This is a genomic window from Streptomyces sp. SP18BB07 (assembly GCF_036322545.1).
Taxonomy (GTDB): Bacteria; Actinomycetota; Actinomycetes; order Streptomycetales; family Streptomycetaceae; genus Streptomyces; species Streptomyces deccanensis.
Genome location: NZ_JAQYWT010000262.1, coordinates 36,805 through 60,826, shown reverse-complemented (window position 1 = coordinate 60,826; position 24,022 = coordinate 36,805). Strand labels below are relative to the sequence as shown.

General features: G+C 72.0%; 24 protein-coding genes and 1 tRNA gene. 7 read left to right on the top strand and 18 right to left on the bottom strand.

The window, feature by feature from the left end; all coding sequences use genetic code 11:
• Positions 1 to 21: 21 nt before the first annotated feature.
• The 6 genes from PUR53_RS11215 to PUR53_RS11190 form a co-directional block, all read right to left on the bottom strand.
• Positions 22 to 1,197, bottom strand: coding sequence for a serine hydrolase domain-containing protein (locus tag PUR53_RS11215; protein WP_329908189.1), 1,176 nt, complete (start codon positions 1,195 to 1,197; stop codon positions 22 to 24).
• A gap of 112 nt (positions 1,198 to 1,309) precedes the next feature.
• Positions 1,310 to 1,792: an organic hydroperoxide resistance protein gene (locus PUR53_RS11210; protein ID WP_329900561.1), complete on the bottom strand. Its 483-nt coding sequence runs from the start codon at positions 1,790 to 1,792 to the stop codon at positions 1,310 to 1,312.
• A 145-nt stretch (positions 1,793 to 1,937) separates the two neighbouring features.
• A complete protein-coding gene (locus tag PUR53_RS11205; RefSeq protein ID WP_329908188.1) occupies positions 1,938 to 2,411 on the bottom strand; it encodes a MarR family winged helix-turn-helix transcriptional regulator in 474 nt (157 codons plus the stop codon).
• A gap of 192 nt (positions 2,412 to 2,603) precedes the next feature.
• Positions 2,604 to 3,380 carry an energy-coupling factor ABC transporter ATP-binding protein gene (locus PUR53_RS11200; RefSeq protein WP_329908187.1) on the bottom strand — a complete coding sequence of 259 codons (777 nt, stop codon included), beginning with the start codon at positions 3,378 to 3,380 and terminating at the stop codon, positions 2,604 to 2,606.
• Positions 3,368 to 4,129 carry a cobalt ECF transporter T component CbiQ gene (gene cbiQ / locus PUR53_RS11195; protein WP_329908186.1) on the bottom strand — a complete coding sequence of 254 codons (762 nt, stop codon included), beginning with the start codon at positions 4,127 to 4,129 and terminating at the stop codon, positions 3,368 to 3,370. Before cbiQ ends, PUR53_RS11200 begins: the two co-directional genes overlap by 13 nt.
• A gap of 1 nt (position 4,130) precedes the next feature.
• Positions 4,131 to 5,213, bottom strand: a complete 1,083-nt coding sequence (locus tag PUR53_RS11190) for an energy-coupling factor ABC transporter permease (RefSeq protein WP_329908185.1) — start codon at positions 5,211 to 5,213, stop codon at positions 4,131 to 4,133.
• A gap of 305 nt (positions 5,214 to 5,518) precedes the next feature.
• Between PUR53_RS11190 and PUR53_RS11185 the strand changes: the two genes are divergently transcribed.
• Both PUR53_RS11185 and PUR53_RS11180 read left to right on the top strand, forming a co-directional pair.
• Positions 5,519 to 5,863 (top strand): SsgA family sporulation/cell division regulator, encoded by a 345-nt coding sequence (locus PUR53_RS11185; RefSeq protein WP_329900556.1) that lies wholly within the window; start codon positions 5,519 to 5,521, stop codon positions 5,861 to 5,863.
• A gap of 175 nt (positions 5,864 to 6,038) precedes the next feature.
• A complete protein-coding gene (locus PUR53_RS11180; RefSeq protein ID WP_329908203.1) occupies positions 6,039 to 6,827 on the top strand; it encodes a histidine phosphatase family protein in 789 nt (262 codons plus the stop codon).
• Here the strand turns inward: PUR53_RS11180 and PUR53_RS11175 are convergent.
• From PUR53_RS11175 to PUR53_RS11165, 3 genes are all read right to left on the bottom strand, one after another.
• The gene (locus tag PUR53_RS11175; RefSeq protein WP_329908184.1) at positions 6,811 to 7,701 is read right to left on the bottom strand and encodes an intradiol ring-cleavage dioxygenase; all 891 of its coding nucleotides are present in this window, start codon (positions 7,699 to 7,701) and stop codon (positions 6,811 to 6,813) included. The two genes, PUR53_RS11180 and PUR53_RS11175, sit on opposite strands and share 17 nt — an antisense overlap.
• Before the next feature lie 148 nt (positions 7,702 to 7,849).
• Complete coding sequence (locus PUR53_RS11170) at positions 7,850 to 8,167, bottom strand: hypothetical protein (protein WP_329900554.1); 318 nt, start codon at positions 8,165 to 8,167, stop codon at positions 7,850 to 7,852.
• Positions 8,168 to 8,225: 58 nt separating this feature from the next.
• Positions 8,226 to 8,753, bottom strand: a complete 528-nt coding sequence (locus tag PUR53_RS11165; protein WP_329900553.1) for a hypothetical protein — start codon at positions 8,751 to 8,753, stop codon at positions 8,226 to 8,228.
• 71 nt (positions 8,754 to 8,824) lie between these two features.
• Here PUR53_RS11165 and PUR53_RS11160 point away from each other — a divergent pair, with 71 nt between their 5' ends.
• Positions 8,825 to 9,289, top strand: coding sequence for a hypothetical protein (locus tag PUR53_RS11160; protein WP_329900552.1), 465 nt, complete (start codon positions 8,825 to 8,827; stop codon positions 9,287 to 9,289).
• 28 nt (positions 9,290 to 9,317) lie between these two features.
• On the opposite strand, the gene PUR53_RS11155 is transcribed toward PUR53_RS11160, so the two are convergent.
• The 3 genes from PUR53_RS11155 to PUR53_RS11145 all read right to left on the bottom strand — a co-directional run bounded on the left by PUR53_RS11155 (position 9,318) and on the right by PUR53_RS11145 (position 13,058).
• Positions 9,318 to 9,845 carry a DinB family protein gene (locus PUR53_RS11155; RefSeq protein WP_329900585.1) on the bottom strand — a complete coding sequence of 176 codons (528 nt, stop codon included), beginning with the start codon at positions 9,843 to 9,845 and terminating at the stop codon, positions 9,318 to 9,320.
• A 129-nt stretch (positions 9,846 to 9,974) separates the two neighbouring features.
• Positions 9,975 to 12,284 (bottom strand): MMPL family transporter, encoded by a 2,310-nt coding sequence (locus PUR53_RS11150; RefSeq protein ID WP_329908182.1) that lies wholly within the window; start codon positions 12,282 to 12,284, stop codon positions 9,975 to 9,977.
• A gap of 168 nt (positions 12,285 to 12,452) precedes the next feature.
• Entirely contained in the window at positions 12,453 to 13,058 is a 606-nt protein-coding gene (locus tag PUR53_RS11145; RefSeq protein WP_329900550.1) for a TetR/AcrR family transcriptional regulator, read from the bottom strand.
• 636 nt (positions 13,059 to 13,694) lie between these two features.
• Between PUR53_RS11145 and PUR53_RS11140 the strand changes: the two genes are divergently transcribed.
• Entirely contained in the window at positions 13,695 to 17,057 is a 3,363-nt protein-coding gene (locus PUR53_RS11140) for a S41 family peptidase (RefSeq protein WP_329908181.1), read from the top strand.
• A 116-nt stretch (positions 17,058 to 17,173) separates the two neighbouring features.
• Here PUR53_RS11140 and PUR53_RS11135 read toward each other — a convergent pair whose 3' ends face one another.
• From PUR53_RS11135 to PUR53_RS11120, 4 genes are all read right to left on the bottom strand, one after another.
• Entirely contained in the window at positions 17,174 to 17,458 is a 285-nt protein-coding gene (locus PUR53_RS11135) for a hypothetical protein (RefSeq protein WP_329900548.1), read from the bottom strand.
• Positions 17,459 to 17,579: 121 nt separating this feature from the next.
• A complete protein-coding gene (locus tag PUR53_RS11130) occupies positions 17,580 to 18,476 on the bottom strand; it encodes an SDR family oxidoreductase (RefSeq protein WP_329900547.1) in 897 nt (298 codons plus the stop codon).
• Entirely contained in the window at positions 18,473 to 19,408 is a 936-nt protein-coding gene (locus tag PUR53_RS11125; protein WP_329900546.1) for an alpha/beta fold hydrolase, read from the bottom strand. Before PUR53_RS11125 ends, PUR53_RS11130 begins: the two co-directional genes overlap by 4 nt.
• Positions 19,405 to 20,976, bottom strand: a complete 1,572-nt coding sequence (locus PUR53_RS11120) for a flavin-containing monooxygenase (RefSeq protein ID WP_329900545.1) — start codon at positions 20,974 to 20,976, stop codon at positions 19,405 to 19,407. Before PUR53_RS11120 ends, PUR53_RS11125 begins: the two co-directional genes overlap by 4 nt.
• Positions 20,977 to 21,133: 157 nt before the next feature.
• On the opposite strand from PUR53_RS11120, the gene PUR53_RS11115 reads away from it, so the two are divergent.
• Positions 21,134 to 21,847 (top strand): MerR family transcriptional regulator, encoded by a 714-nt coding sequence (locus PUR53_RS11115; RefSeq protein ID WP_443078273.1) that lies wholly within the window; start codon positions 21,134 to 21,136, stop codon positions 21,845 to 21,847.
• 100 nt (positions 21,848 to 21,947) lie between these two features.
• Here the strand turns inward: PUR53_RS11115 and PUR53_RS11110 are convergent, their stop codons facing one another.
• Positions 21,948 to 22,742, bottom strand: coding sequence for an exodeoxyribonuclease III (locus tag PUR53_RS11110; protein ID WP_329908180.1), 795 nt, complete (start codon positions 22,740 to 22,742; stop codon positions 21,948 to 21,950).
• A gap of 123 nt (positions 22,743 to 22,865) precedes the next feature.
• Here PUR53_RS11110 and PUR53_RS11105 point away from each other — a divergent pair, with 123 nt between their 5' ends.
• Both PUR53_RS11105 and PUR53_RS11100 read left to right on the top strand, forming a co-directional pair.
• Positions 22,866 to 23,348, top strand: a complete 483-nt coding sequence (locus PUR53_RS11105; protein WP_329900583.1) for a GNAT family N-acetyltransferase — start codon at positions 22,866 to 22,868, stop codon at positions 23,346 to 23,348.
• 56 nt (positions 23,349 to 23,404) lie between these two features.
• Positions 23,405 to 23,794, top strand: a complete 390-nt coding sequence (locus PUR53_RS11100) for a hypothetical protein (RefSeq protein WP_329900543.1) — start codon at positions 23,405 to 23,407, stop codon at positions 23,792 to 23,794.
• Between the two features lie 53 nt (positions 23,795 to 23,847).
• On the opposite strand, the gene PUR53_RS11095 is transcribed toward PUR53_RS11100, so the two are convergent.
• Positions 23,848 to 23,921 (bottom strand) — tRNA-Ala (locus PUR53_RS11095).
• Positions 23,922 to 24,022: the final 101 nt, after the last annotated feature.

Below are 24,022 nucleotides of genomic sequence, written 5' to 3'. Positions count from 1 at the left end.
TTCAGCGGCTGTCCCACACGTTCAGGCCTTCAGCGCCGCTCTCACCGCCGCCACCAGCGCCTGTGCCCTCGGGTCCGCCGTCACCGTCTTGCGGTAGCCGTTCGTGACGTAGCCGAAGGCGATGCCGGATTCCGGGTCGGCGAAGCCGAGCGGGCCGCCTCGGCCGGGGTGACCGAAGGAGGTCGGGCCCAGCAGCGGGGAGGCGGTGCCGTGGAGCATGTAGCCCAGTCCGAAGCGGGTGTTGATGACGAGGACACGGTCGGGGCCCGAGGACTCCTCGGCGCGGGCCGCGGCCAGGGTCGCCGGCCCGAACAGCCGTACGCCGTCGACCTCGCCGGCGAGCGCCGCGTAGAAGCGGGCCAGGCCGTCCGCCGTGGCGATGCCGTTGGTCGCCGGGAGCGCGGACGCGCGGTACGCGGGGTCGTTCTGGTCGGGGAACGGGGTGATCGCGGCGAAGGCGCGGCGCGTGAGGGAGTCGGGGTCGTCGTAGGCCTCGGTGACCGACCGCTTGGCGCGGACCCGGAGGCCGCCGGTGGGCTCGGGTGCCGACTCCAGGCGTCCCGCGCGGCCGATCCGGCCCGTCGCCGCCACCGAGTCCGGCAGGCCCAGCCACAGGTCCCCGGCCAGGCCCAGCGGGGCGGCGATGTCGGACGCGATCCACTCGCCGGTGCCCCGGCCGGTCACGCGCCGGACCAGTTCGTCGAGCAGCCAGCCGTAGGTGAGGGGGTGGTAGCCGTGGGCGGTGCCGGGCTCCCAGGCCGGGGTCTGCGCGGCGACGGCCTCCGGGCCCCGGCGCGGGTCCAGGGCCTCGGCGGGGGTGAGGGGGTGGTCGAGGACCGGGAGTCCGGCACGGTGGTTGAGCACGTGCCGCACCAGCACCCGGTCCTTGCCGTGCGTCTTGAACTCCGGCCAGTACCGGCCCACCGGCGCGTCGAGGTCCAGCTCCCCGCGCTCGGCCAGCAGCAGCGGTACGGCGGCGGCGACGCCCTTGGTCGCCGAGCGCATGATCTGCGCGGTGTCCCGCTGCCAGGGCTCGGTGCCGTCGACGTCCCGGGTGCCGGCCCACAGGTCGACGACCCTGCGCCCGTGCCGGTACACGACGACCGCCGCGCCCCGCTCGCCGAGCGCCTCGAAGTTGCGTACGAACGCGGTCCTGACCGGCTCGAAGCCCTCGGCGACCATGCCGTTCACGTCCACGTCGGCGCTCCCTGTCCGTTCACCCGCAGCACTCGCCACGACGACGGGTGCAACGTACACGCGCGGCCCCGGATTCCTCCGGCCGGGGGCCGGGCCCGCCGGGTCGGTCGCCTCAGCCCAGCACGATCGTGACGTCGATGTTGTCGCGGGTGGCGTTCGAGTACGGGCAGACCTGGTGGGCCGCGTCGACGAGCTTGGCCGCGATCTCCTGGTCGATGACCGGGAGGGAGACGCTGAGGGCGACGGCGAGGCCGTAGCCGCGCTGCCGGTTGGGGCCGATGCCGACCTTCGCGGCGACGGTGGAGCCGGTGAGGTCGTAGCCCGCGCGGCGGCCGACGAGGACCAGCGCGTTGTGGAAGCAGGAGCTGTACCCGGCGGCGAACAGCTGCTCGGGGTTGGTGCCGTTGCCGTCGCCGCCCATCGCCGGGGGCATCGCGACCTTGAGGTCGATCTGGCCGTCCTGACTGCTGATGTAGCCGTCCCGACCGCCGTGCGCGGTGGCCTCGGCGACGTACATGATCTTCGTCGGGCGGGTGTCGGAGCGGGTGTCGGGACGCGTATCGGAACGGGTCTCCACCGCGGTGTCGTCAGTCATTCCCTTGGCCTCCCCCGGGACGAGCGCGTGGCCTCCCCAGGACAGGCGCGCACGAATACATCGTGCACAAGGTACCGGTCGGTAGGGGACAGCGGTTACCGGGGGGTAGTAACCATGGGTAACACAAGGTCACCTTCGGCCGCGCTCAACGGCCCGCCGCCTTGGTCGCCCGCGCCGTCAGCTGCCACAGCTCCTCACGCAGCCGGGCCACCTCGGGGCCGTGCAGGCCGGTCGCGGCGGCGAGGGTGGCGGGGACGGCAGCCGCGCGGTCGCGGAGCTGTTCACCACGGCCGGTGAGGGCGATCCGCACCGAGCGTTCGTCGCGCGACGAACGCTCCCGGCGCAGCAGTCCGGCCGCCTCCAGCCGCTTCAGCAACGGCGAGACCGTGCCGTAGTCGAGCCGCAGGGTGCCCGCCAATTCCTTGACGCTGGTCTCGCCGTGCTCCCAGAGGGAGAGCATGACCAGGTACTGCGGGTAGGTCAGGCCGAGTTCGTCGAGCAGCGGGCGGTACGCGGCGGTGATCGCGCGCTGGGCCGCGTAGAGCGCGAAGCACAACTGCTCGTCCAGGAGCAGTGAGCCGTGCGGGGGCGCATCCGCTTGGTTCGTCACGGGGTCCATTGTCGCGGACGCCGTTTTCGTCCGCGGGTCCGGTGGGGGTTGCTCGCGCAGTTCCCCGCGCCCCCTGAAAAGCACGGGCTGCGCCCCGCGCTTTTCAGGCCCGCAGGGGCCTGGGCTTTTAGGGGCGCGGGGAACTGCGCGAGCAACCCCCACCGGACCCGCACCCGACGACGCACCCCGAACGGCCGGCCCCTATCCCACCCGCACCGATCGCGGATCGAACCCGAACGGCAGTTCCAGCCGATGCGCACGCATCAGCGCGTCGTCGACGAGGAGTTCGCCCGTCGGACCGTCCGCCGCGATCACCCCGTCGCTGAGGATCAGCGACCGCGGGCACAGTTCGAGCGCGTACGGCAGATCGTGCGTGACCATGAGGACCGTGACGTCCAACGACCGCAGGATGTCGGCCAGTTCGCGCCGCGACGCCGGGTCGAGGTTGGAGGACGGCTCGTCGAGGACGAGGATCTCCGGCTCCATGGCGAGCACCGTCGCCACGGCCACCCGCCGCCGCTGCCCGAAGGACAGGTGGTGCGGCGGCCGTTCCTTGAACTCCGCCATGCCGACCTGTTCGAGGGCCCGGTCCACCCGGGCCTCCAGCTCGGCCCCGGCCATGCCCGCCGCCGCCGGCCCGAAGGCCACGTCCTCCCGCACGGTCGGCATGAAGAGCTGGTCGTCGGGGTCCTGGAAGACGATGCCGACCTTCCGCCGGATCTCGGCCATGTGCCGCTTGCCGACGGGCATCCCGGCGACGGTCACCGTGCCCGCGCCCCCGGTGAGGATGCCGTTGAGATGCAGGACGAGGGTCGTCTTGCCGGCCCCGTTCGGCCCGAGCAGCGCGACGCGTTCGCCGCGTCCGACGGTGAAGTCGACCCCGAACAGGGCCTGGTGGCCGTCGGGGTAGGCGAAGGCGAGCCCGGCGACTTCGAGGGACGGGGGCACGGGGTTCTCGGACGCGGTCACAGGCTCCATCCCAGCAGACAGACGACGAGCGCGGCGACCGGGAGGGCGAAGGCGTACGACCACTGCGCCCGGGACGCGGTCACCTCGTCGATGACGGGCATGGTGCCCGCGTACCCCCGGCTGATCATGGCCAGATGGACCCGCTCGCCCCGCTCGTAGGAGCGGATGAACAGTGCCCCGGCCGTCTTGGCGAGCACCCCCCAGTGCCGTACGCCGCGCGCCTCGAACCCGCGTGACTCGCGCGCGATCCGCATGCGCCGCATCTCGTCGGTGATCACATCGCCGTAGCGGATCATGAAGGACGCGATCTGGACGAGCAGCGGCGGGAGTTTGAGGCGTTGCAGGCCGAGCAGCAGCTCGCGGAGTTCGGTGGTGGAGGCGAGGAGGACGGAGGCGGCGACGCCCAGCGTGCCCTTCGCGAGGACGTTCCAGGCGCCCCACAGTCCGCTGACGCTGAGCGACATCCCGAGGACCTCGACGCGTTCGCCCTGCGCCACGAACGGCATCAGCACGGCGAACGCGACGAACGGGACCTCGATCAGCAGCCGCCGGAGCAGGAACCCGGCGGGCACGCGGGCCACGTACGCGACCACGCCCAACAGCCCGGCGTACAGCCCGAACGCCCACACCGCCTCCCGCGGCGTCGACACCACGACGACCACGAAGGCGAAGACGGCCGCGAGTTTGGTGTGCGGCGGCAGGGCGTGCACGGGCGAGTGGGCGTGCCGGTAGAGCTTGTGGACGTGGCCGGCGCCCATGTCAGGCGTTCTCGGGCACGGAGGTCGGGGACGCGGCGTCGTCCTCGCCGGCGCGCCGCTTGCGTACGGCCCAGAAGATCCCCGTGCCGGCGACGACGGTGACGCCGACCCCGATCACGCCCGCGAGGCCACCGGCGAGACGGGCGTCGGTGAGGCCCTCGACGCCGTAGTCGGCGAGCGGGGAGTCGGCGGCGGCATGGTCCTCGACCTTGGCGTCGAAGCCCTTGTCGGCGGCGACCTTCTCCAGACCGTCGGGGTCGGCGGAGGCGTAGAAGCTGACGACTCCGGCGAGGAGGAGCGAGACGCCGAGGCCGGCGAGGATCACCTTGCGGGTCGAGCGGGCCGCGACGGACGCGGGCGCGGTGGCCGGCTGTGTGGCGGGGGCGGCGGCGGGGGCGTCCACCAGCTCGCCGTTCACCCGGAGCTTGAGCGGGGCGGTCAGGCCCCGGGCGCCGTGCACGAGGTCGGGGCGCACGGCGACGACCGCGCCGACCGTGGCGGCGGTGATCGCGGCCTCGCCGATGCCGATGAGCGTGTGGACGCCGACCATGGCGGTGAGGACCGAGCCGATCGGCACGTCCGTGGTGCCGCCGATCGCGTAGACGAGGGTGAAGGCGGCGGCCGAGGCGGGCACGGAGATCAGCGCGGCGGCGAAGGCGGAGGCGGTGATCGAGCGCCTCGTCCTGGGCAGGATCCTGACCAGCGCACGGAAGACGGCGTAACCGACGACGGAGGTGACCACCCCCATGATCGTGATGTTCACGCCGAGGGCGGTGAGACCGCCGTCCGCGAAGAGGATGCCCTGCATGAGGAGCACCACGGACACACAGAGGACCCCGGTATAGGGGCCCACGAGTATCGCGGCCAGGGCCCCGCCGAGCAGATGTCCGCTCGTCCCGGCCGCGACGGGGAAGTTCAGCATCTGCACGGCGAAGATGAACGCGGCGACGAGCCCGGCGAGGGGCGCCGTCCGCTCGTCCAGCTCGCGCCGGGCACCACGCAGACTCACGGCGACCGCACCGGCGGCGACGACTCCTGCGACCGCCGAGACGGGGGCGTTGATGAATCCGTCGGGGACATGCATACGAGGGCTCGCTCTCCTGGTAGGGGGCCGGGCCACCGAGTGGGGACGCGCTGGCTGGAACCTTACGATGATAGAGCCTTATTGCGACCTTCTTGCAAGAGCGCTGACCCACCTATTAGCCAAGGGGTCGCCGGACGCCGTGGCTCTCAGTGGCTCCCAGTGGCCCTCAGTGGCCCTTACAGCCGCCTTGCAGCGGCCTTCCAGGACTTCCGGGAGCGCGCGGCCGAAAATATGCGACATTGGAGAGGCAGTGGACAGCGGATTCACAGCTTCTGCTTGTGTCACTCAGCGTGAGGAGCCGTTCGATGTCCGTCACCGTCGAGCAGTACGCCCGGGCCCATGTCGTCACGGACTCCCCCGAGGACCGGGACACCGTGCCGGTCCTCCTCCGCTACGACCCCGACACCGACGCCTCCGCCGTACGCGTACGGCTCCCCGGCCCCGACGAGTGGTCCTTCCCCCGTGAGCTCCTCGAACGCGGTCTGCGCACCCCGACCACCTCGGGCCCCGTGAGCATCTGGCCCTGCGGCCGGGTCCAGGCCGTCATGGAGTTCCACTCCGCCACGGGGGTGGCGGTGATGCAGTTCGACACCAAGGCACTGATCCGCTTCCTGCGGCGGACGTACACGGCGACGCCGGTGCCGCACTGAGCGAAGCGTCCGGGGCGACCCCGGGGGTATGCATGACGGCGACCGACGCGGAGGCCCGGGTCGCCGGAGGCATGGGGGACACATGACAGCGCGGATGGACGACGCCACCGGTACGGGGATCACGCCGGCCGCCGGTGAGGGGCTCGCACCGCCGTACGCACTCGCCGCGCTGTGGGTGGTGCGGCACGGGCAGAGCACGGCGAACGTGGCGTACGACGAGGCCGAGCGGACGGGGTCGACGGCGCCCCTGCCGGGCCGCGGCGCGGACGTCCCCCTCTCCGACCTGGGCCGCGCGCAGGCCGTGGCGCTGGGTGGATGGCTGGCGGGTCTCACCGGTGCGCCGGAGCCGAACGGGACGGATGCGGTCGGCCCCGATGGGGTCGGCCCTGATCCTGCCGGCCCCGATTCCGTCGGCCCGGATCCCGTCGGCCCGGATCCCGTCGGCCCGGATCTGGTGGTGTGTTCGCCGTACGTGCGGGCGCGGCAGACGTGGGAGGTGATGGCGGGGCATCCCGGTGCGGTCCCGCCCCCGCTGCTGGTCGACGAGCGGCTGCGGGACCGGGAGATGGGGATGTTCGAGATGCACCCGCCGGCCGCGTTGCGGGCCCGCGCGCCCGAGGAGGCGGCGCGGCGGGCCCGGACCGGCGAGTGGTTCTACCGTCCGCCGGGCGGCGAGGCGCTGGCCGATGTGGTGCTGCGGGTACGGGACTTCGTGGGCGAGCTGGACCGGGTCACCCCCGGCCGCCGTGTCCTCCTGATCGCCCACGACGCGATCGCCGTCGCCGTACGCCTCGTGTGCGCGGGGCTCGGCGCGACGGCCCCCGACCGGCTGCCGCCCGTCCCCAACGCCTCGGTCTCGCGGTGGGAGAACGACGGGCGGCGGCTGCGGCTGGCGCGGTGGGGCGACACGACGCACCTCGCCCCACCGTCACCGGCCGACTCCCCGGCTACACCGCCACGGTGAGCGTGGCCGTGTACCCCTTGTCGGTGCTGCCCTCGACAGCGGCGAGCTGCTGGTCGTAGCCGTCCCTGAAGATCATGTCGGTCTCCAGGGAGAGTTCGCCCAGGTTATGGACGCTGTCGCCGTAGCCGTCCGTCGCGTACACGGTGTCGCAGACGTCCTTGGGGAAGGCGAGCTGCGAGGTGACGGCGATGTCCCGGGTGGCGGTGGCGTCGTCGAGGCTGTCGTAGACCTCGAAGTGGATGTGTGGCCAGCGGCCGGGGTAGCAGCCGGGGAAGATCGAGGTGAAGGTGAGCCGGCCCTCGGCGTCGGTCTCCTGGACGCCGCGCAGGTAGTTCTCCTCGGTGACGCCGTCGGAGTAGAGGGAGTACCTGCCCTCCCGGTCGCAGTGCCACAGGTAGACGGCCGCGCCCTTCTTCGGGGCGTCACAGCCGGAGGCCTGGTCGACGACCGTCAGCGTGATCGTCAGCGGGATGCCTTCGGCGACTCCGCTGGACGAGCCGAAGCTCTTGGTGAGGTCGCGCCGGACGATCCCGCTGTCCTCGAGGACATTCGGGCCGTTGGAGCCGTCACCGGGGTACGGGCCCGCCGTCTCGCTGGGGATGACCTCGCAGTCGGCGCCGGAGGTGCCGGACGACGAGGACGACGGCGAGGACGAGCCGGAGGAGGCCGGGTCCGAGGCGGAGCCGCCGGAGTCGTCCGAGGAACAGGCCGCGACCAGCGGGACCATGCTCGCGCCGGCCAGCATTCTGATCATGCGACGGCGGGCGAACACGGGCAGGTCGTACGAGAGCCCTCTGTCGAACTCGTCGTTGTGGTGGTGCCCGTGCCCGTGGCCGTGCGTCTGACCGCCGCCGCTCTTGGGTGCTGTGCTCATCTACGGAACCGCGCTTTCCGAATGTTCCCGTCATGGAATGCGCGTGATGCTATGAGCACTTCCTGTGTGATTCCCAGGCCTTCCCCATGACGCGGGCGTCGGAGCGCGTCACGCGGGCGTCGGAGCGCGTCACCCGTGCGGCCGCGCGTCACAGCGCCACCGCCGACAGCATCACGAGCGCGAACAGCACGACGGGCGTCACGATCATCGTGGCCAGGTGGACGAGCCACGTCCGCGTCATCCGCAACACCGGGAACAGGACCAGCCCGCCCAGGAGCCAGCCCCCGTAGATCCGGCCCGCGAGCTGCCCGGCCTCGGACTCCTCGGCCCGGGTGGTGGGCTCCACGAACAGCGCGCCGATGGCCACCAGAAGCAACACACAGCACAGCACCACGTTCCAGGCGCCGATCCCGACGGCGACTCGCCGGTCCGCACGGCCCCGTGACCGGACTACGAAAACGCTCACGCTCTCCCCACCACTGGCTCGACTTCCACCCCTGCCTCCCTGGTCGCAAGCCGCTCCCTCAACCTCCTCGTCGTCGGCGACGCTCCTTGACGAGGTGCACGGCCCAGCCGCCGACCACGAGGAACCCGGCGCAGACCGCGCACTGGACCCAGGTGAGGGGCGGGTTCCGCAGCCGGCCGACGAGCCACATCAGCACGAGGCAGACGGTCCAGTGGCTGAGCCAGAGCAGGCCCTCCAGCCAGACCGGCAGGCTGTACTCGTCCCGGACGAGCGGCCGGGGAGCGTCCCAGCGGAAGCCTCCGGCACGGACGTAGTGAGCCTGGCGGCGGCGTTCGACGCGGCAGAAGAGCCAGATGAACAGGCCTCCGCACAGACCGACCGCCACCGCCCTCAGCAGCCGCGCCGGATCGTGGAACGCGGCGAGCGCCCACCCGGCCAGGCCGCCCAGCAGCACGCCGAAGACCACTCCGGCCGCCACCGGATGCCGGGCCAGGAACACCTGCGCCCTCGGGGGCGGCTCCGCCCCACCGTGGCGCCGGTCGAACCTCAGGAACGCCCGCCGCAGCCTCTCCGACCATCCCGCCACCCCCGCCCCACCCCTTCGTGCTCCGCCGGCAGTCACTGTCGTGGGCTGGCGTCGCGTGATCAGCTTGGCGGGTGGAGACCATCATCGCCAGTGCCATAGCCGTGCTCGGGACCCTGCTCGGGTCGGGGCTGACGCTCGCCTATCAACAGCGCGCCACGGACCGGACCCACGAGTTCACCCGTCGCGAGAAGCTCCGTCAGGAACGTCTCGACGCCTACTCCGTGTACGCCGGCGCGCTGATCAACTACCGCCGCGCCCTGGTCCACCTGTGGTTCTGCGAGCACGAACAGCCCCCGCCCGAGGACCCCGACACGGTCCGCGTCCGCGCGTACGACCTGCGGTCCGCCGCGCAGGAGGCCCTGTTCCGCGTACAGATGCTCACGGCCGACGAGGAGCTGAGCCGGGCCGCCGAGACCGTACTCGCCGAGGTCACCGCCGTCCTCAAGACCGACAGCAAGCCGGAGTTCGTCGAGCGCAGGGTGCGGACCCGGGACGGGATCGCCCACCTCATCAACAGCGCCAAGCAGCACCTCTAGGCGTCGACGGCCCCCGCGCCCCTGCCCCTCACGCCCCCACCGTCCCGTCCACCCCCTCCCGCAAGAAGTCCGCGTGGCCGTTGTGGCGGCCGTACTCCAGCAGGACGTGGATCATGACCATGCGGAGCGAGACGTCCTCGCCCCAGCGCGGCTGGTGGCCGACGAGGTCCAGGGACTCCGCCTCCCGTTCGATACGCCGCGAGGTCTCCACCTCCGCCTCCCACGCCCCGAACGCCTCCGCCCGCGTCGAGGCGCTCGCGTCGTACGCCGCCTGGAAGTCGATCTCCTTCGACCACACCATCGGCGCGTCGTGATCCTCGAACACCCGGCGGAACCAGGCGCGTTCCACCTCCGCCAGGTGCCGTACGAGGCCCAGCAGGGTCAGCGTGGACGGCGGCATCGAGCGCCGCCGCAGCTCCTCGTCCGTCAGCCCCGCGCACTTCATGGCGAGCGTCGCGCGGTGATAGTCGAGAAAGGCCCGGAGCGTCTCACGCTCGGTACCGCGGTGCGGCGGCCCCACACGGTCGTCACGGGTTCCCTGGGGTGTGCTGCTGATCTGTTCGGTCTGTTCCGTCTGTTCGGTCTGTTCCGTCTCTTCGGTCACCCCGTCATGCTTACCCCGGCACGCGAGAGCCGGTGAGGGCGCCCGTCCCCACGGGCCCTCACCGGCGGTCCTCCCCGCGCGTCAGACGCGGACCAGCGACCTGTCCTCGTCCTCGTCGTCCTCGGCCGGCTTCCTCGCCGCGTCGTCGTGCGCCCGCAGGCCCTCACCCTCGACGTCGACGTTGGGCAGCGCGCGGTCGAGCCACTTCGGCAGCCACCAGGCCTTCTCGCCCAGGAGGGCGAGGACGGCCGGGACGATGGCCATGCGGACCACGAACGCGTCGAAGAAGACGGCGATGGCGAGCCCGAAGCCGATCATCTTGATCATCGACTCGCCGGAGCCGATGAAGCCGGCGAAGACGGCCATCATGATCGCCGCGGCGGCCGCGACCACCCGGGCGCTGTACTTGAAGCCGGTCACCACAGCCTGGTGCGGGTTCTCGCCGTGGACGTACGCCTCGCGCATCCGGGTCACGAGGAACACCTCGTAGTCCATCGCCAGACCGAAGACGACGCCCACCATGAAGATCGGCATCATCGACATGATCGGGCCGGTCTCCTCGACCCCGATGAGCCCCGCCAGCCAGCCCCACTGGAAGACCGCGACCACGGCGCCGAGCGCGGCCAGCACGCTGAGCAGGAAGCCGAGGGCCGCCTTCAGCGGCACGAGGATCGACCGGAAGATCACGATCAGCAGGAGGAAGGCGAGCCCCACCACCAGTGCCAGATACGGGATCAGCGCGTCGGTGAGCTTCTGCGAGAAGTCGATGTTCATCGCGGTGGCGCCGGTGACCAGCACCTTCGCGTCCGTGTCGGCCGCCACGCCGGCGCCCGCGTCACGGATGGCGTGCACCAGGTCCTCGGTCTGTGTCGAGGACGGCTTGGACTCCGGTATCACCGTGATCATCGCGGTGTCACCGGCCTTGTTGAACGTCGCCGGGGTCACCGTGACGACGTCCTTGAGCCCCTTGATCTCGTCGGTCACCGCGCTGGCGGCCTCCTTCGGCGACGCGCTGTCCTCGGCGTCGACGACGACCATCAGGGGGCCGTTGAAACCGGGCCCGAAGCCCTCGGAGAGCAGGTCGTACGCCCGGCGCTGCGTGGTGGACGTCGGCTGCGAACCGTCGTCGGGCAGGCCGAGTTCGAGCTGGGTGGCCGGCAGCGCGATCGTGCCCAGGCCGACCACGCCGAGCAGCAGCACGGCGACCGGACGACGGACGACGAAGCTCGCCCAGCGGGTGCCCAGGCTGGGCTTGCTCCCGATGGCACCCTTGGCGGAGCCGTTCGCGGGGCCATCGGCGGAGGTGTTCGCGGCGCCCTCGGCGGAGGCGTTGGCGGAGCCCTTCCCCTTGCGGCGCCCCAGCAGCCCGCCCTTCTCGTCGGCCGGCCGGACCTTGCGGCCCGCGTAGCCGAGCAGCGCCGGGATCATGGTGAGGGCGATGAGGACCGCGATGACGACCGTGCCCGCCGCCGCGAGACCCATCTTGGTCAGCATCGGGACGTTGACGACCGCGAGGCCGGCCAGCGCGATCACGACGGTGAGGCCCGCGAAGACCACCGCCGACCCGGCGGTGCCGACGGCCCGGCCGACCGCGTCCTCGCGCTCACGCCCCTCGGCCAGTTCGGACCGGTAGCGGGAGACGATGAACAGCGCGTAGTCGATCCCGACCGCGAGCCCGATCATCAGGGCGAGCGTCGAGGTGGTGTCGCCGAGGTCGAGCGCGCTCGCGAGGGCGGTGATGGTGGAGACACCGATACCGACGCCGATGATCGCCGTCAACAGCGGCAGCCCGGCCGCGACGAGCGAGCCCAGGGTGATGACGAGGACGACGGCGGCGATGGCCAGGCCGATGATCTCACCGGCGACGGCCGTCTCGGGCTCGGCCTGGAGGGCGTCGCCGCCCATCTCGACGGTCAGCCCGGCGTCCTGCGCCTTGTGCGCGGTGGTCTCCAGAGCCTCCCTGGAGGAGTCCTTCAGCTCCATGGCCGGGACCTTGTACGTCACCGAGGCGTAGGCGATCGTCCCGTCCCGGCTGACCGCCCTGGTGGTGAACGGGTCGCTGACGGAGACCACCTCGGAGCCGTCGCCCAGCTCCGCGACGGTCTTCTCGACGATCGCCTTGTTGGCGGCGTCGGCCATCTTCTCGCCCTCGGGCGCCTTGAAGACGACCCGGGCGGTGGCACCGTCGGCGCTCATCCCGGGGTAGCGCTGTTCTAGCAGGTCGAAGGCCTTCTGGGCCTCGGTACCGGGGATGGAGAAGGAGGACGAGCCCGCGGCGGGCGCGGAGGCGGCGCCGACGCCCGCGAGCGTCAGCAGGGCCACCCAGATCAGGGCTGCGAAGTGTCGTCGCCGGAAGGCGAGTCGACCGAGTTTGTAGAGGAATGTGGCCACGGGGGCGTACTCCCGTTCAGGTCGTGGAGGTGCAGGAGGGCAGGACGGATCAACCCGTGCCGTGGGGAGGGAGGAGGCAGGGCGGGGCAGGGCAGGGTGGGGCAGGGGTGATCAGCCCGACGACATGAGCGGTGGGGTCGGACGGGGTTCGTGCCGAACTACGGGGATCTAGCGGGTGGTTGACACGCCGAGGGCGGGGAGGACGACGGCGTCGAGGTAGGACCGGAGGAAGCTCTGCGTGGGCGGCCGGTCCTCGATCAGGCCCCGCGCGACGAAGGCGCCGACGAACATGTGCACCACGTAGTCGATGGCGGGGTTGTCCGGACGGACCTCACCCCGGTCGACGGCGCGCTGCACCATTCGGCGGATCTCCAGCATCTCCGGCTCGATGATCACTTCACGGAAGGCCTGCAGCAGGTCCGGGTTCCCGTGCACCGCCATGGCCAGACCCCGCACCAGCGCGTTGTTCTGTTCCATGGCGCAGTCATCGGTGGTCATCACCAGGGCGTGCAGGTCTCCCCGCAGGGACCCGGTGTCGACCGAGCCGATGTCGGCACCCGGCTTGTTGTGCCGCATCGCCTTCGCGACCAGCTCGGCCTTGCCGCCCCACTGGCGGTAGAGGGTGGCCTTGCTGGACCGGGTGCGGGCGGCCACGGCGTCCATGGTGAGGGCGTCGTAGCCGACCTCCCGGAGCAGGTCGAGGACGGCCGCGTAGAGCTCGGCCTCGCGCTCGGGCGTGATCCGACTGCGGCGCGCCGTCGCGGTCTCAGTCATCCCACTCCCCTTGCTGCGATTGCGCGTTCGAGACGCCAAGGCTACCGGCCGTGCGGCACGGCACGGATGAACCGACCGAACACCGGCTCCCGAACGAAACGGTTTCGTACGCTTAACGATAGCGTGAGAGCCGAAGAAAACGAAACCGTTTCGTTCGTGTGCTGGGTCACGCGGTGGGCAGACGGTCGGCGCGCGGTCGGTCACGCGCTGAGCATGCGGTCGGTCACGCGCTGAGCATGCGGTCGCTTACGCGCAGGGCACGCGGTGGCCACGGAGTCGGCCACGCAGTACGCACACGTTCGCTCACGCGGTGGCCACGCAGTACGCACGCGTTCGCTCACGCGGTGGCCACGCAGTCGGCCACGCGGTCTCTCACCCGCTGGCTCACGGGGCCGGCCATCCGGTCGATCACCCACCGGGTCACGGGGCCGGCCGTCCGATCGGCCACCCGGTCGATCACCCATCGGTCACGGGGCCGGTCATCCACGTAGGTCACCCGGCCGATCACCCACCGGTCACCCGGCCGATCACCCGTCGATCGCCCGGTCGCTAACCCGCCGCTCACCCCGGCGGCCCCGGCCCCAGGCGCGGAGCGTAGAAGTTGCCGGTGCCCTCCGGCCGGAGAAACATGGGTGGGTGAGCGACAGCTACGAGCAAGGAACGGGCCGGGACTCCGGCTACCTCCGCCACCCCCACCTCAGCGGCGAGCGCCTCTGCTTCGTCGCCGAGGACGACCTGTGGCTGGCCCCGCTCGACGGCTCGGACCGCGCCTGGCGGCTCACCGTCGACCGTACGAAGGTCGCCACCCCGCGCTTCTCGCCCGACGGCCGGCACATCGCGTACACGAGCTGGCGGAGCCTCCTCCCGGAGATCCATCTGACCCCGGTGGACGGTGGCGCCCCCGCCCGCCGGCTCACCTACTGGGGCAGCCCCGACACCGAGGTCCGCGGCTGGACGCCCCCGGACCGGGAGGGCCGCTCGGACATCCTGGCCGTCGCCTCCCACGGCGAGCCGTTCTCGCACTTCACCTGGGCCTATAAGGTCAGCCCGGACGGCGACCCCGGCCGCAAACTGCCCTGGGGCCCGGTCTCCGACATCCAGTCCGCCGAGATCGACGGCGAGCGCCGCACCCTGCTGCTCACCGGCACGCCCCCGCACGAACCGGCCTCCTGGAAGCGCTACCGGGGCGGGGCCACGGGCCGCCTCTGGCTGCACGGCGAGCGGCTGCTGGCCGACCTCGACGGCCATCTGCACTCCCCCATGTTCGTCGGCGGCCGGATCGCCTTCCTCTCCGACCACGAGGGCGTAGGCAACCTCTACTCCTGCGCCTACGACGGCTCCGACCTGCGCCGGCACACCGACCACGACGCGTTCTACGCCCGGCACGCGGCCAGCGACGGCACCCGCGTGGTGTACCAGTGCGCGGGCGACGTGTGGCTCGTCGACGACCTCGCCGCCGACGCCGTCCCGCGCCGCCTCGACGTACGGCTCGGCGGCGCGCGCACCGGGCGGCGGCCGTACCAGGTGCCGGCCGCCCAGCACGTCGACGGCATCTCCGTGGACGACACGGGCCGGGCGAGCGCGGTCGTCGTGCGCGGCAGCCTCTACTGGCTGACCCATCGCGACGGCCCCGCCCGGACCATCGCCGACACCCCGGGCGTCCGCGTCCGGCTGCCGGAGATGCTGGGCTCCAGCGGTCAGGTGGCGTACGTGACGGACGCGGACGGCGAGGACGCGATCGAGATCGCCCACCTCCCCCGGGCCACCGGCGCGCGCGAGCCCCGCCGCCTCGCCTCCGGCGAGCTGGGCCGCGTCCTGGAACTGGTGTCCGATCCGCGCGGCGAACGTCTCGCCGTCGCCTCGCACGACGGCCGCGTCCTCCTGCTGACCGTGCCCGACAAGGCGGCCGCCGCCGCGGGAACCGAGGAGTCGGACGGCGAGGTCACCGAACTCATCACCTCACTCAACGGCCCCGTCCGCGACCTCGCCTTCTCCCCGGACGGCGCCTGGCTGACCTGGTCCCACCCCGGCATCGGCCGCAGCCTGCGCCAGATCAAGATGGCCCGTATGAAGGACCGGACCGTCGTCGACGTCACCAACGGCCGCTTCGAGGACGAGAACCCGGTGTTCACCAGCGACGGCCGCTATCTCGCCTTCCTGTCCTGGCGGGGCTTCGACCCGGTGTACGACGTGCACACCGGCGACCTGTCCTTCCCGCTCGGCTGCCGCCCCTACCTGGTCCCGCTCTCCTCCGCCACGCCCTCCCCCTTCGCCCTGAACCCCGACGGCCGCCCGGTCGCCGGGGGCATGGACCCGACCGAGGACGAGGGCTCCGACGGCACGGTGACCGTGGAGACGGAGGGCCTGGAGAACCGTGTCACTCCGTTCCCGGTCACCGCCTCGAAGTACTCGGCGCTGTACCCGGTCGCGGGCGGCGGCCTGGTCTGGCTGCGCTGGCCGATCTCGGGCGCCCTGGGCGAGACCTTCGCCAACCCGGACGACATGACCGGGCGCCCGACCCTCGAATACTTCAACATCAGCAAGGCGAGGAAGTCCGAACTCGTCGACCACCTGGACTGGTTCGCGGTCAGCGGCGACGGCTCACGGCTCGTCGTCGTGGACGAGGGCGACCTGCGGGCCGTCCCCGCCACCGAGTCCGGCGACGGCGACACGACCGTCTGGATCGACCTGCGGCGCATCCCGCACGAGGTCGACCCGGGCGCCGAGTGGCGCCAGTCGTACGAGGAGGCCGGCCGGCTGATCCGCGCGTACTTCTGGGACCCTCGGATGAGCGGCATCGACTGGGACGGGGTCCTCGCCCAGTACCGCCCGCTGGTCGAACGGGTCGCCTCCCCCGACGAGTTCGCCGACCTCCTGAGGGAGGTACTGGGTGAACTCGGCACCTCCCACGCCTACGTCTCCCCCGCCCGCCGCAACGAGGGCCCGCCCCACTACCAGCGCCGCCAGGGCTTCCTGGGCGCCAACTTCGTCCGCCGGGGCGACGACTGGACGATCCGCCGCATCCTGCCCGGCGACTCCTCCGACTCCAAGGCGCGCTCACCCCTGGCCGGCACCGGCATCCGGGAGGGCGCGGCCCTCACCCACGTCGACGGCCGCCCGGTGGACCCGACGACGGGCCCGTACCCCCTGCTGGCAGGCGCGGGCGGCACGACGGTCGAGCTGACCTTCGCCCACCACTCTTCCGACGGCCCCAACGACACCGACGACACCGACGACCCCGACGACACCGAGGGGGAGGAGCGCCCCCGCCGGGTCGCCGTGGTCCCCCTCATCGACGAACGACCCCTGCGCTACCAGGACTGGGTCGCCAAACGCCGGGAGGTCGTACGGGAGTTGAGCGGCGGCCACTGCGGCTATCTGCACATCCCGGACATGGGCGGTTCCGGCTGGGCCCAGTTCAACCGCGACCTGCGCCTGGAGGTCTCCCGGCCGGCCCTGATCGTCGACGTGCGCGGCAACGCGGGCGGCCACATCAGCGAACTGGTGGTGGAGAAGCTGACCCGCACGATCCTGGGGTGGGACCTGACGAGGAACGCGCAGCCGGTGTCGTACGCGTCGAGCGCCCCGCGCGGTCCCGTCGTCGCCCTGGCCGACGAGGCGACCTCCTCCGACGGCGACATGATCACCGCCGCGTTCAAGCTGCTGCAGCTCGGCCCCGTCGTGGGGCTGCGCACCTGGGGCGGCGTCGTCGGCATGACCGGCCGCCACCAGCTCGGCGACGGCACGGTCATCACGGTGCCCATGAACGCGGCCTGGTTCGACGCGTACGGCTGGACCGTCGAGAACCGGGGCGTCACCCCGGACCTGGAAACCCTCCGCACCCCACTGGACTGGGCAGAGGGCCGCAACACCCAACTGGAAGCAGCGGTGACCCTGTCCCTGAACCTCCTGAAGGCCCGCCCCCCGGCAACTCCCCCGGACTACACCAACGTCCCGAACAGATCCCGCCCCCAACTGCCCCCGAGAACAACCTCGTAAGGGACGGCGGCCTGCCCACAGGAGCGTCGGCGGCCCGGCGGAACGCAGGAACGCGGGGCACCCTCCGGTGATGGAGGGTGCCCCGCGTCGCACACGGACGGGGCCGGGTGCGGGAGTTACACGTCGAAGTCCTGGCGGACGCGGTCTTCCTCGTCCCGCATCAGCCTCTCGGACTCCTCGTCACGGCGTCGCGCACCGCGCTCCGGCTGCCCGTGCTCACGCTGCGGCCGGCCCTGCTCGCGCTGGGGCTGCCCGTGCTCACGCTGCGGCTGCCCGGGCTGCGGCTGGCGCTGGGGCTCGCGCTCACCAGGCCGCTGAGCCCGCTGCCGCTCCTCCGGCGACTGCCCGGCCTTCCGCTTCAGCTGCTCAGCCTTGTCCTGGAACTGGTCCTTCATGCCCATGTGGATTCACTCCCGTTTCGGGTGAGGGGATCGGGCCTCGACCAGACAAACACGCACGGACATCCCACGCATTTCGATCAGTGACGCTCGGTGACGCACAGCTAGGGCGAAACGGCAGGCCCTAGTGCGACTCCGCCGCCCCCACCCCCCGCGTCCGCTCGTCCGCCGCCCCACCGGCCCCCACCAGCCCCTTGGCCACCCCGCGCAGCCTCGGCTCCATCCGCCGCACCTCGCGCGGCGCGAACGTCCCGATGAGCCCCGGGAGATACCCGCGCACGCCCTGCATCCCCCGCAGCCACCACTGCCCGTACACATGACTGGACCGCCGCTCGATCCCCGCGACGAGCCGGTCCACGGCCGGCCCCAGCGGATACGTCTTCCCGGCGGGCCACGGCAGCCGCTCCCGCAACTCCCGCAGCGCCTCGTCCTTGTCGGCCCCGCGCACCATGTCCGTGTCGGTCCAGGACAGATACCCGACCCCGACGCCCACCCCCTGGTGCCCGACCTCGGCCCGCAGACAGTGCGCGTACGCCTCGACGCCCGACTTGGACGCGCAGTACGCCGTCATCATCGGCGCCGGGGTGATCGCCGCGAGCGAGGCGATCTGCAGCAGATACCCCCGGCTCTCGATCAGCGCCGGCAGGAACGCCCTCCCGGTGACGGCCGATCCGACAAGGTTGACCTCGATCACCCGCCGCCAGGAGTCGGGGTCGGAGTCCACGAACGGCCCACTGTTGGCGACACCCGCGTTGGCGACGACGATGTCGACCCGCCCGAACCGCTCCTTCACCTCGGCCGCGACCCGCGTCATCACCTCGTGGTCGGTCACATCGGCGTGCCAGTACTCGCTCTCCCCGTACAGCCGCTCCGACACCCGCTTCAGCTCGTCCGGTTCGAGGCCGACGAGCGCGACCTTCACCCCCCGCACCGAGAGCTTGCGCGCGAGGAGTTCCCCGACGCCCCGCGCGGCCCCGGTGACGACCGCGACCCGCCCCTCCAGGGTGCTGCCGTTGCTCATGCGCCCGCCTCCTCCAACTCGTCCCGCCCAGCGGGTACGTACGTCGCCACCAGCTCGCGTATGCGTGCGGTGACCGCTTCCGGCGCCTCCACCGGCGACATGTGTCCCACCCCGGTCAGCTCGCTCACGCCCACGCAGTCGGGCAGCGCGGCGGCCAGCGCCCGCGCGTGCACGGGCGGGGTCATCCGGTCCGCGGTGCCCACGACGACGGCCGTCGGCACCGTCAACTCGCGTACGCCGTGGTCGAGATCGAGCGAGTCGAGGACGTGCGACCAGGCGTGGCGCACCCGGGCCGGGCACGCGTGCACGATCCGCGCGCACGCCTCCACCATCACCGGCGACGAACCGGGGCCCATCGTGGCGTACTTGAGGATCCGCCGGGCGACCGGCGTGACCGGCCCGAGCGGCGCCCGGGAGCCGAGGACCTTCCGGGTGAGCCAGGTGCGCAGGCGCCCCGGCCGCAGCGGCACGACCAGCGACTCGGCGACCAGCTGCGAACTGCCCGTGCTGCACAGCAGGACCGCCGCCGCGTGCTCGCGGAAGCCCGGCCGCCCGGCGGCGGCCATCACGGTCATCCCGCCCATGGAGTGCCCGGCCAGCACTGCCTTCTCGCCCGGCGCGAGCGTCGCCTCGAGCACCGCCTCCAGATCGTCGGCGAGTCCTTCCGCGCTGCACACGGCGGACGCGGGACTGCGGCCGTGCCCACGCTGGTCGTAGACGACGACACGGTGGTCGACGGCGAGGTCGCGGACCTGCGCCGCCCAGTAGGCCGTCGAACAGGTCCAGCCGTGCACGAGCACCACCGTCGGCGCGTCCTGCGGGCCGTGCACCTCGACGTGCAGCCGCGCCCCGTCGGCGGACACGGCCGCCAACTCCCGTACGGCTACCGGCGGCGCGTACGGCCCGTGCTTCACATGCGTCAGTCGGGTCACGCCCCGGCCTCCACCTTCTCCGTGTCCTGCTCCGTGTGCGTCGCCCCGCCGCTGTTCCTCGTACCCGGCGGGGCACCCCGCACCACCTCGTACTCGCTCAGGTCGACCCGCCGGGTCGCGCTGCGGAACTCGGTGGTCGTGCCCGGCCAGACGGTCGTGTTGCGGCCGCTCGCGTCGAGGTACCAGCTGGTGCAGCCGCCGGTGTTCCACACCGTGCGCTCCATGCGCTTGTGCACCCGCGCGGTCCAGGCGTCGACGGCCCCGGGCCGTGCGTCGAGCGCCACCCGACCGCCCAGCACGCCCAACTGCCGTACGAAGTCCGCCATGTAGTTGAGCTGCGACTCGATCATCAGAATCATGCTGGAGTTCCCGAGCCCCGTGTTGGGCCCGATGATCGTCATCCAGTTGGGGAACCCGGCGGCCGACGCCCCGCGCAGCGACCGCATCCCGCTCCCCGCCCAGGCCTCGGCGAGCGTGCGCCCGTCGGCGCCCACCACCCGGTCGGCGATGGGCATGTCGGTGACGTGGAACCCGGTGCCGAAGACGATCGCGTCGACCTCGGCGGCGGTCCCGTCGGCGGCGACGAGCGTGGAGCCGTCGACCTTGGCCAGCCCGGAGGCGACCACGTCGACATTGGGCCGTGTGATCGCCGGATAGTAGGTGTTGGACAGCAGGATGCGCTTGCAGCCGATGCGGTAGTCGGGGGTGAGCCGGGCCCTCAGCTCCGGGTCCTTGACGCTCCGTGCCATGTGCCGCTTCGCCAACCGCTCCACCAGGCCCAGCTGGTTGGGCCGCTTGGTGAAGGCCTGCACCTGCAACTCCCGTACACCCCACAGCAGTCCGCGCCGGGCCTGGGCGGCGAACGGCAGCCGCTCGTGCAGCCACCGCTCGGCGCCGCTGATGCCCCGGTCGACGCGCGGCAGCACCCAGGGCGGCGTCCGCTGGAAGAGGGTCAGCCGGCCGACCTCGGGCTGGATCGCCGGCACGATCTGGATCGCCGAGGCGCCCGTGCCGATCATCGCGACCCGCTTGCCGCGCAGGTCGTAGCCGTGGTCCCAGCGGGCGGAGTGGAACACCTTCCCGGGGAAGGAGCCGAGCCCCGGCAGCTCGGCCTCGGTCGGCACCTTGGGGTCGGAGAGCGGTCCCGTGGCGGAGACGACGAAGTCGGCGGAGAGCGGCCCGCCGCTGGTCTCGATGTCCCAGCACAGCCGCTCCGTGTCCCAGGCCATCCGCAGCACCTCGGAGTCGAAGCGGAGGTGCGGCCGCAGCCCGAAGACGTCCGTCACGTGCTCCAGATAGGCCCGGATGTGCTCCTGCCCGGAGAAGGCGCGCGGCCAGGCGTAGTCGGTCGCGAACGAGAACGAGTAGAGATGGGACGGCACGTCACAGGCACACCCGGGATAGTCGTTGTCCCGCCAGGTGCCGCCGACCGATCCGGCCCGTTCCAGGACGACGAAGTCGGTGATCCCCTCGCGCCGCAGCCGTACGGCCGCCCCCAGCCCGCCGAACCCGGACCCGACCACCGCCACCCGCACATGCGGCCCGTTCCCGCCCTTGTGCTCGCCCATCCGGTACCTCCACGCCTCATCGCGTGCGCACACCGCGTTCGCACCTACACGTCCGCGCCAGTAATCACTGGCGCAGTGGGAGCGTAGGGCAGGACCGTACCGATGGGTAGGGGTCGCGCGCTCTGGAGTTACCAGCGGTACGACATAGGCTGCGCGGGTGGCAGAAGACGGCGAGCGAGACAGTGGGCGGGACGCCGAGCGGCTCGGCGCGCGACACGAGTACCGCATGGAGGAGCTGGCCGAGGCGGCCGGCATCACCGTACGCACCCTGCGCTTCTACCGGGAGCGCAGACTGATCCCCCCGCCCCGCCGCGAGGGCCGCATCGCCTGGTACGACGACACGCACCTGGCCCGGCTGCGCACGATCGCGGCCCTGCTGGAACGCGGCCACACCCTGAGCGGCATAGCGGAGCTGGCCGAGGCCTTCGACGAGGGGCGCGACGTGGGCGACCTGCTCGGCCTCGGGGCACCCACCGAGGAGGTGCCGGTCCGCCTCACCCCCGAGGAGCTCGCCGACCACTTCGGCGACCAGGCCACCCCGGAGAACCTCGCCGCCGCCCTCGACCTCGGCTACCTCGGCACCGACGGGGGCGAGATCGTCCACATCAGCCGCCGCCTCCTCGACGTCTCGGCCGCGCTGGTCCGCGAGGGCGTCCCCCTCGCCGACGTCCTCTGCGCCGGCCGCCGCGTCCGCGAACACGCCGAGGCCCTCGCCACCCTCTTCACCGACCTCGTCCTCGCCCAGCCGGGCCGCACCCCCGAGGACCTCCGCCGCCTGCGCCCCCTGGCGAAGAGCGTGGCGGAGGCGGAACTCTCCCTGGCCCTGGACCGCCGCCTACGACAGCCGACCCCGGACGACCAGGACCACTGAGCCTGCTGGAGCGGGCCGGCGGCCCCGCCGGTCACCTGGCCGACCAGCACCCTCCGGCACCCTCGGCCCGGACCCGCGGTCGGTCTCGACTCCGCGCGGGTCAGAGGTCGTAGACCACCGTCACCGGCGCATGGTCCGACCATCGCTCCGCATGGGTCGCGGCCCGCTCCACGAACCCCTTGACCGCCTTGCCGGCGAGCCCGGCCGTGGCCACCTGGTGGTCGATTCGCCAACCGGTGTCGTTGTCGAAGGCCCGCCCCCGGTACGACCACCAGGTGTAGGGACCCTCGACGTCGGGGTGCAGGGCGCGCAGCACATCGACGTACGCCCCGTCCGCCTCGTCGAACACCCGCCCGAGCCAGGCCCGCTCCTCCGGCAGGAACCCGGAGTTCTTCTGGTTCCCGCGCCAGTTCTTGAGGTCGGCCGGCTGGTGGGCGATGTTCCAGTCGCCACAGACGACCACCTCGCGCCCGTCGGCGGCGGCACGCTCGCGCAGCTCCTTGAGATAGGCGAGGAACTCATCCATGAACCGGACCTTCTCGTCCTGCCGCTCGGTCCCCACCTCGCCGGAGGGAAGGTAGAGGCTGGCCACGGTGACACCGGGCAGATCGGCCTCCACGTACCGCCCGCTGCCGTCGAACTCGGCCGACCCGAAGCCGATCCGGACCCGGTCGGGCTCACGCCGGCTGTAGAGCGACACCCCCGCGCGCCCCTTGGCGGCGGCCGGGGCGTGCACGACGTGCCATCCCTCGGGCTGCCGCACCCCATCGGGGAGCTGTTCCGGTTCGGCCCGCACCTCCTGGAGGCACACCACGTCCGCCGAGGTCCCGGCGAGCCACTCCACGAAGCCCTTCTTCGCGGCGGCCCGCAGCCCGTTCACATTCACAGAGGTCACAGTCAGCACCCCGGCACGATACCCGTACCTTGGACAGGGTCCAGTTTCCGACGAAGATCACACCGGACGGACCCCGCGGAGCGAACCTGGAGCATGCACATGCATAGATGTACGATGCCTGACATGATTATCCGCCGGGTCGCCTTCGACCACCCCGACGCCGTCAAGCTGAACGACGAGGTCCAGGCCGAGTACGGCGTCCGCTACGGCGACGAGGGCGACGCGACCCCCATGGACCCGGCGCACTTCGTCCCGCCGGCCGGGCTCTACCTGATCGCCTACGACGAACACGGCACCCCCCTCGCCACGGGCGGCTGGCGCACCCAGGACGCCAACGACGAGGGGAACCAGGACGGGGACGCCGAGATCAAGCGGATGTATGTGACACCCGGGGCCCGGGGCCTGGGTCTGGCCCGCCGCATACTGGGCGAACTGGAGTCCGACGCGCGCGCCTGCGGCCGTACCCGCATGGTCCTGGAGACCGGCTCCAAGCAGCCCGAGGCCGTGGCCCTCTACACCTCCAGCGGCTACGAGCCCTGCGCCAAGTTCGGCTACTACCGCTTCCACGAACTGAGCCTGTGCTTCGCGAAGCCGCTCCACCCCTGACGCCGGGCGAGTAAATCCCGGTGCCCACCGGGGTGTCGGGCTTCTACGGTGTGCCCGTGAAGAAGAACACACGCCTTCGCCGTCTCGTCGTGGGCGACACCACCTGGCACTGGACCGTCCGTCAACGCTCCAACGTCGCCTACGACCACTGCCACCTGAAGCTGTCGCTCTACCCCGAGGGCCCTCGGGGACGCCGCCTGGTCCTGCTCTTCAGCCCGTCAGAGGGCCGCGTCGTCTCGAACTGCTACTTCGACTCCGGCGCCCTGGTCCGCCTCTCGGACCACACCTACCTCAACCTGCACGAACCCGGCACGGTCCGCCGCCTCCTGGACGCCGCCGCCCCGAACCTGGCCCGCCACCCAGGCGCCCATACGCTCGAAGTGAACGGCTGGCCGTACTTCGACGCCATCACGGAACCGGCACCGAACGCCGACGTCCCGTCCTGACAACACGTCAGAGCCCCCAGTGGTTTTCACCACTGGGGGCTCTGAGCTGTGCGTGGACCTGTGGGGATTTGAACCCCAGACCCCCTCGATGCGAACGAGGTGCGCTACCAGACTGCGCCACAGGCCCTTGCAACGAGTGAAACTCTAGCACCCCGATCGCGCTGCTCGGAAATCCGTATCCACGAGGCCGCCGGGCGGCCTGCGGCCGGCCTCGTGGCTGGTCAGTGG

Bases quoted from the DNA above. Each gene is read 5' to 3' on its own strand.
- PUR53_RS11145 (WP_329900550.1), bottom strand. From the start codon at position 13,058: ATGACTGAGACCGCGACGGCGCGCCGCAGTCGGATCACGCCCGAGCGC.
- PUR53_RS11135 (WP_329900548.1), bottom strand. From the start codon at position 17,458: ATGGGCATGAAGGACCAGTTCCAGGACAAGGCTGAGCAGCTGAAGCGG.
- cbiQ (WP_329908186.1), bottom strand. From the start codon at position 4,129: ATGGGCGCCGGCCACGTCCACAAGCTCTACCGGCACGCCCACTCGCCC.
- PUR53_RS11105 (WP_329900583.1), top strand. From the start codon at position 22,866: ATGATTATCCGCCGGGTCGCCTTCGACCACCCCGACGCCGTCAAGCTG.
- PUR53_RS11205 (WP_329908188.1), bottom strand. From the start codon at position 2,411: ATGGACCCCGTGACGAACCAAGCGGATGCGCCCCCGCACGGCTCACTG.
- PUR53_RS11130 (WP_329900547.1), bottom strand. From the start codon at position 18,476: ATGAGCAACGGCAGCACCCTGGAGGGGCGGGTCGCGGTCGTCACCGGG.
- PUR53_RS11190 (WP_329908185.1), bottom strand. From the start codon at position 5,213: ATGCATGTCCCCGACGGATTCATCAACGCCCCCGTCTCGGCGGTCGCA.
- PUR53_RS11200 (WP_329908187.1), bottom strand. From the start codon at position 3,380: ATGGAGCCTGTGACCGCGTCCGAGAACCCCGTGCCCCCGTCCCTCGAA.
- PUR53_RS11120 (WP_329900545.1), bottom strand. From the start codon at position 20,976: ATGGGCGAGCACAAGGGCGGGAACGGGCCGCATGTGCGGGTGGCGGTG.
- PUR53_RS11175 (WP_329908184.1), bottom strand. From the start codon at position 7,701: ATGAGCACAGCACCCAAGAGCGGCGGCGGTCAGACGCACGGCCACGGG.
- PUR53_RS11210 (WP_329900561.1), bottom strand. From the start codon at position 1,792: ATGACTGACGACACCGCGGTGGAGACCCGTTCCGATACGCGTCCCGAC.
- PUR53_RS11185 (WP_329900556.1), top strand. From the start codon at position 5,519: ATGTCCGTCACCGTCGAGCAGTACGCCCGGGCCCATGTCGTCACGGAC.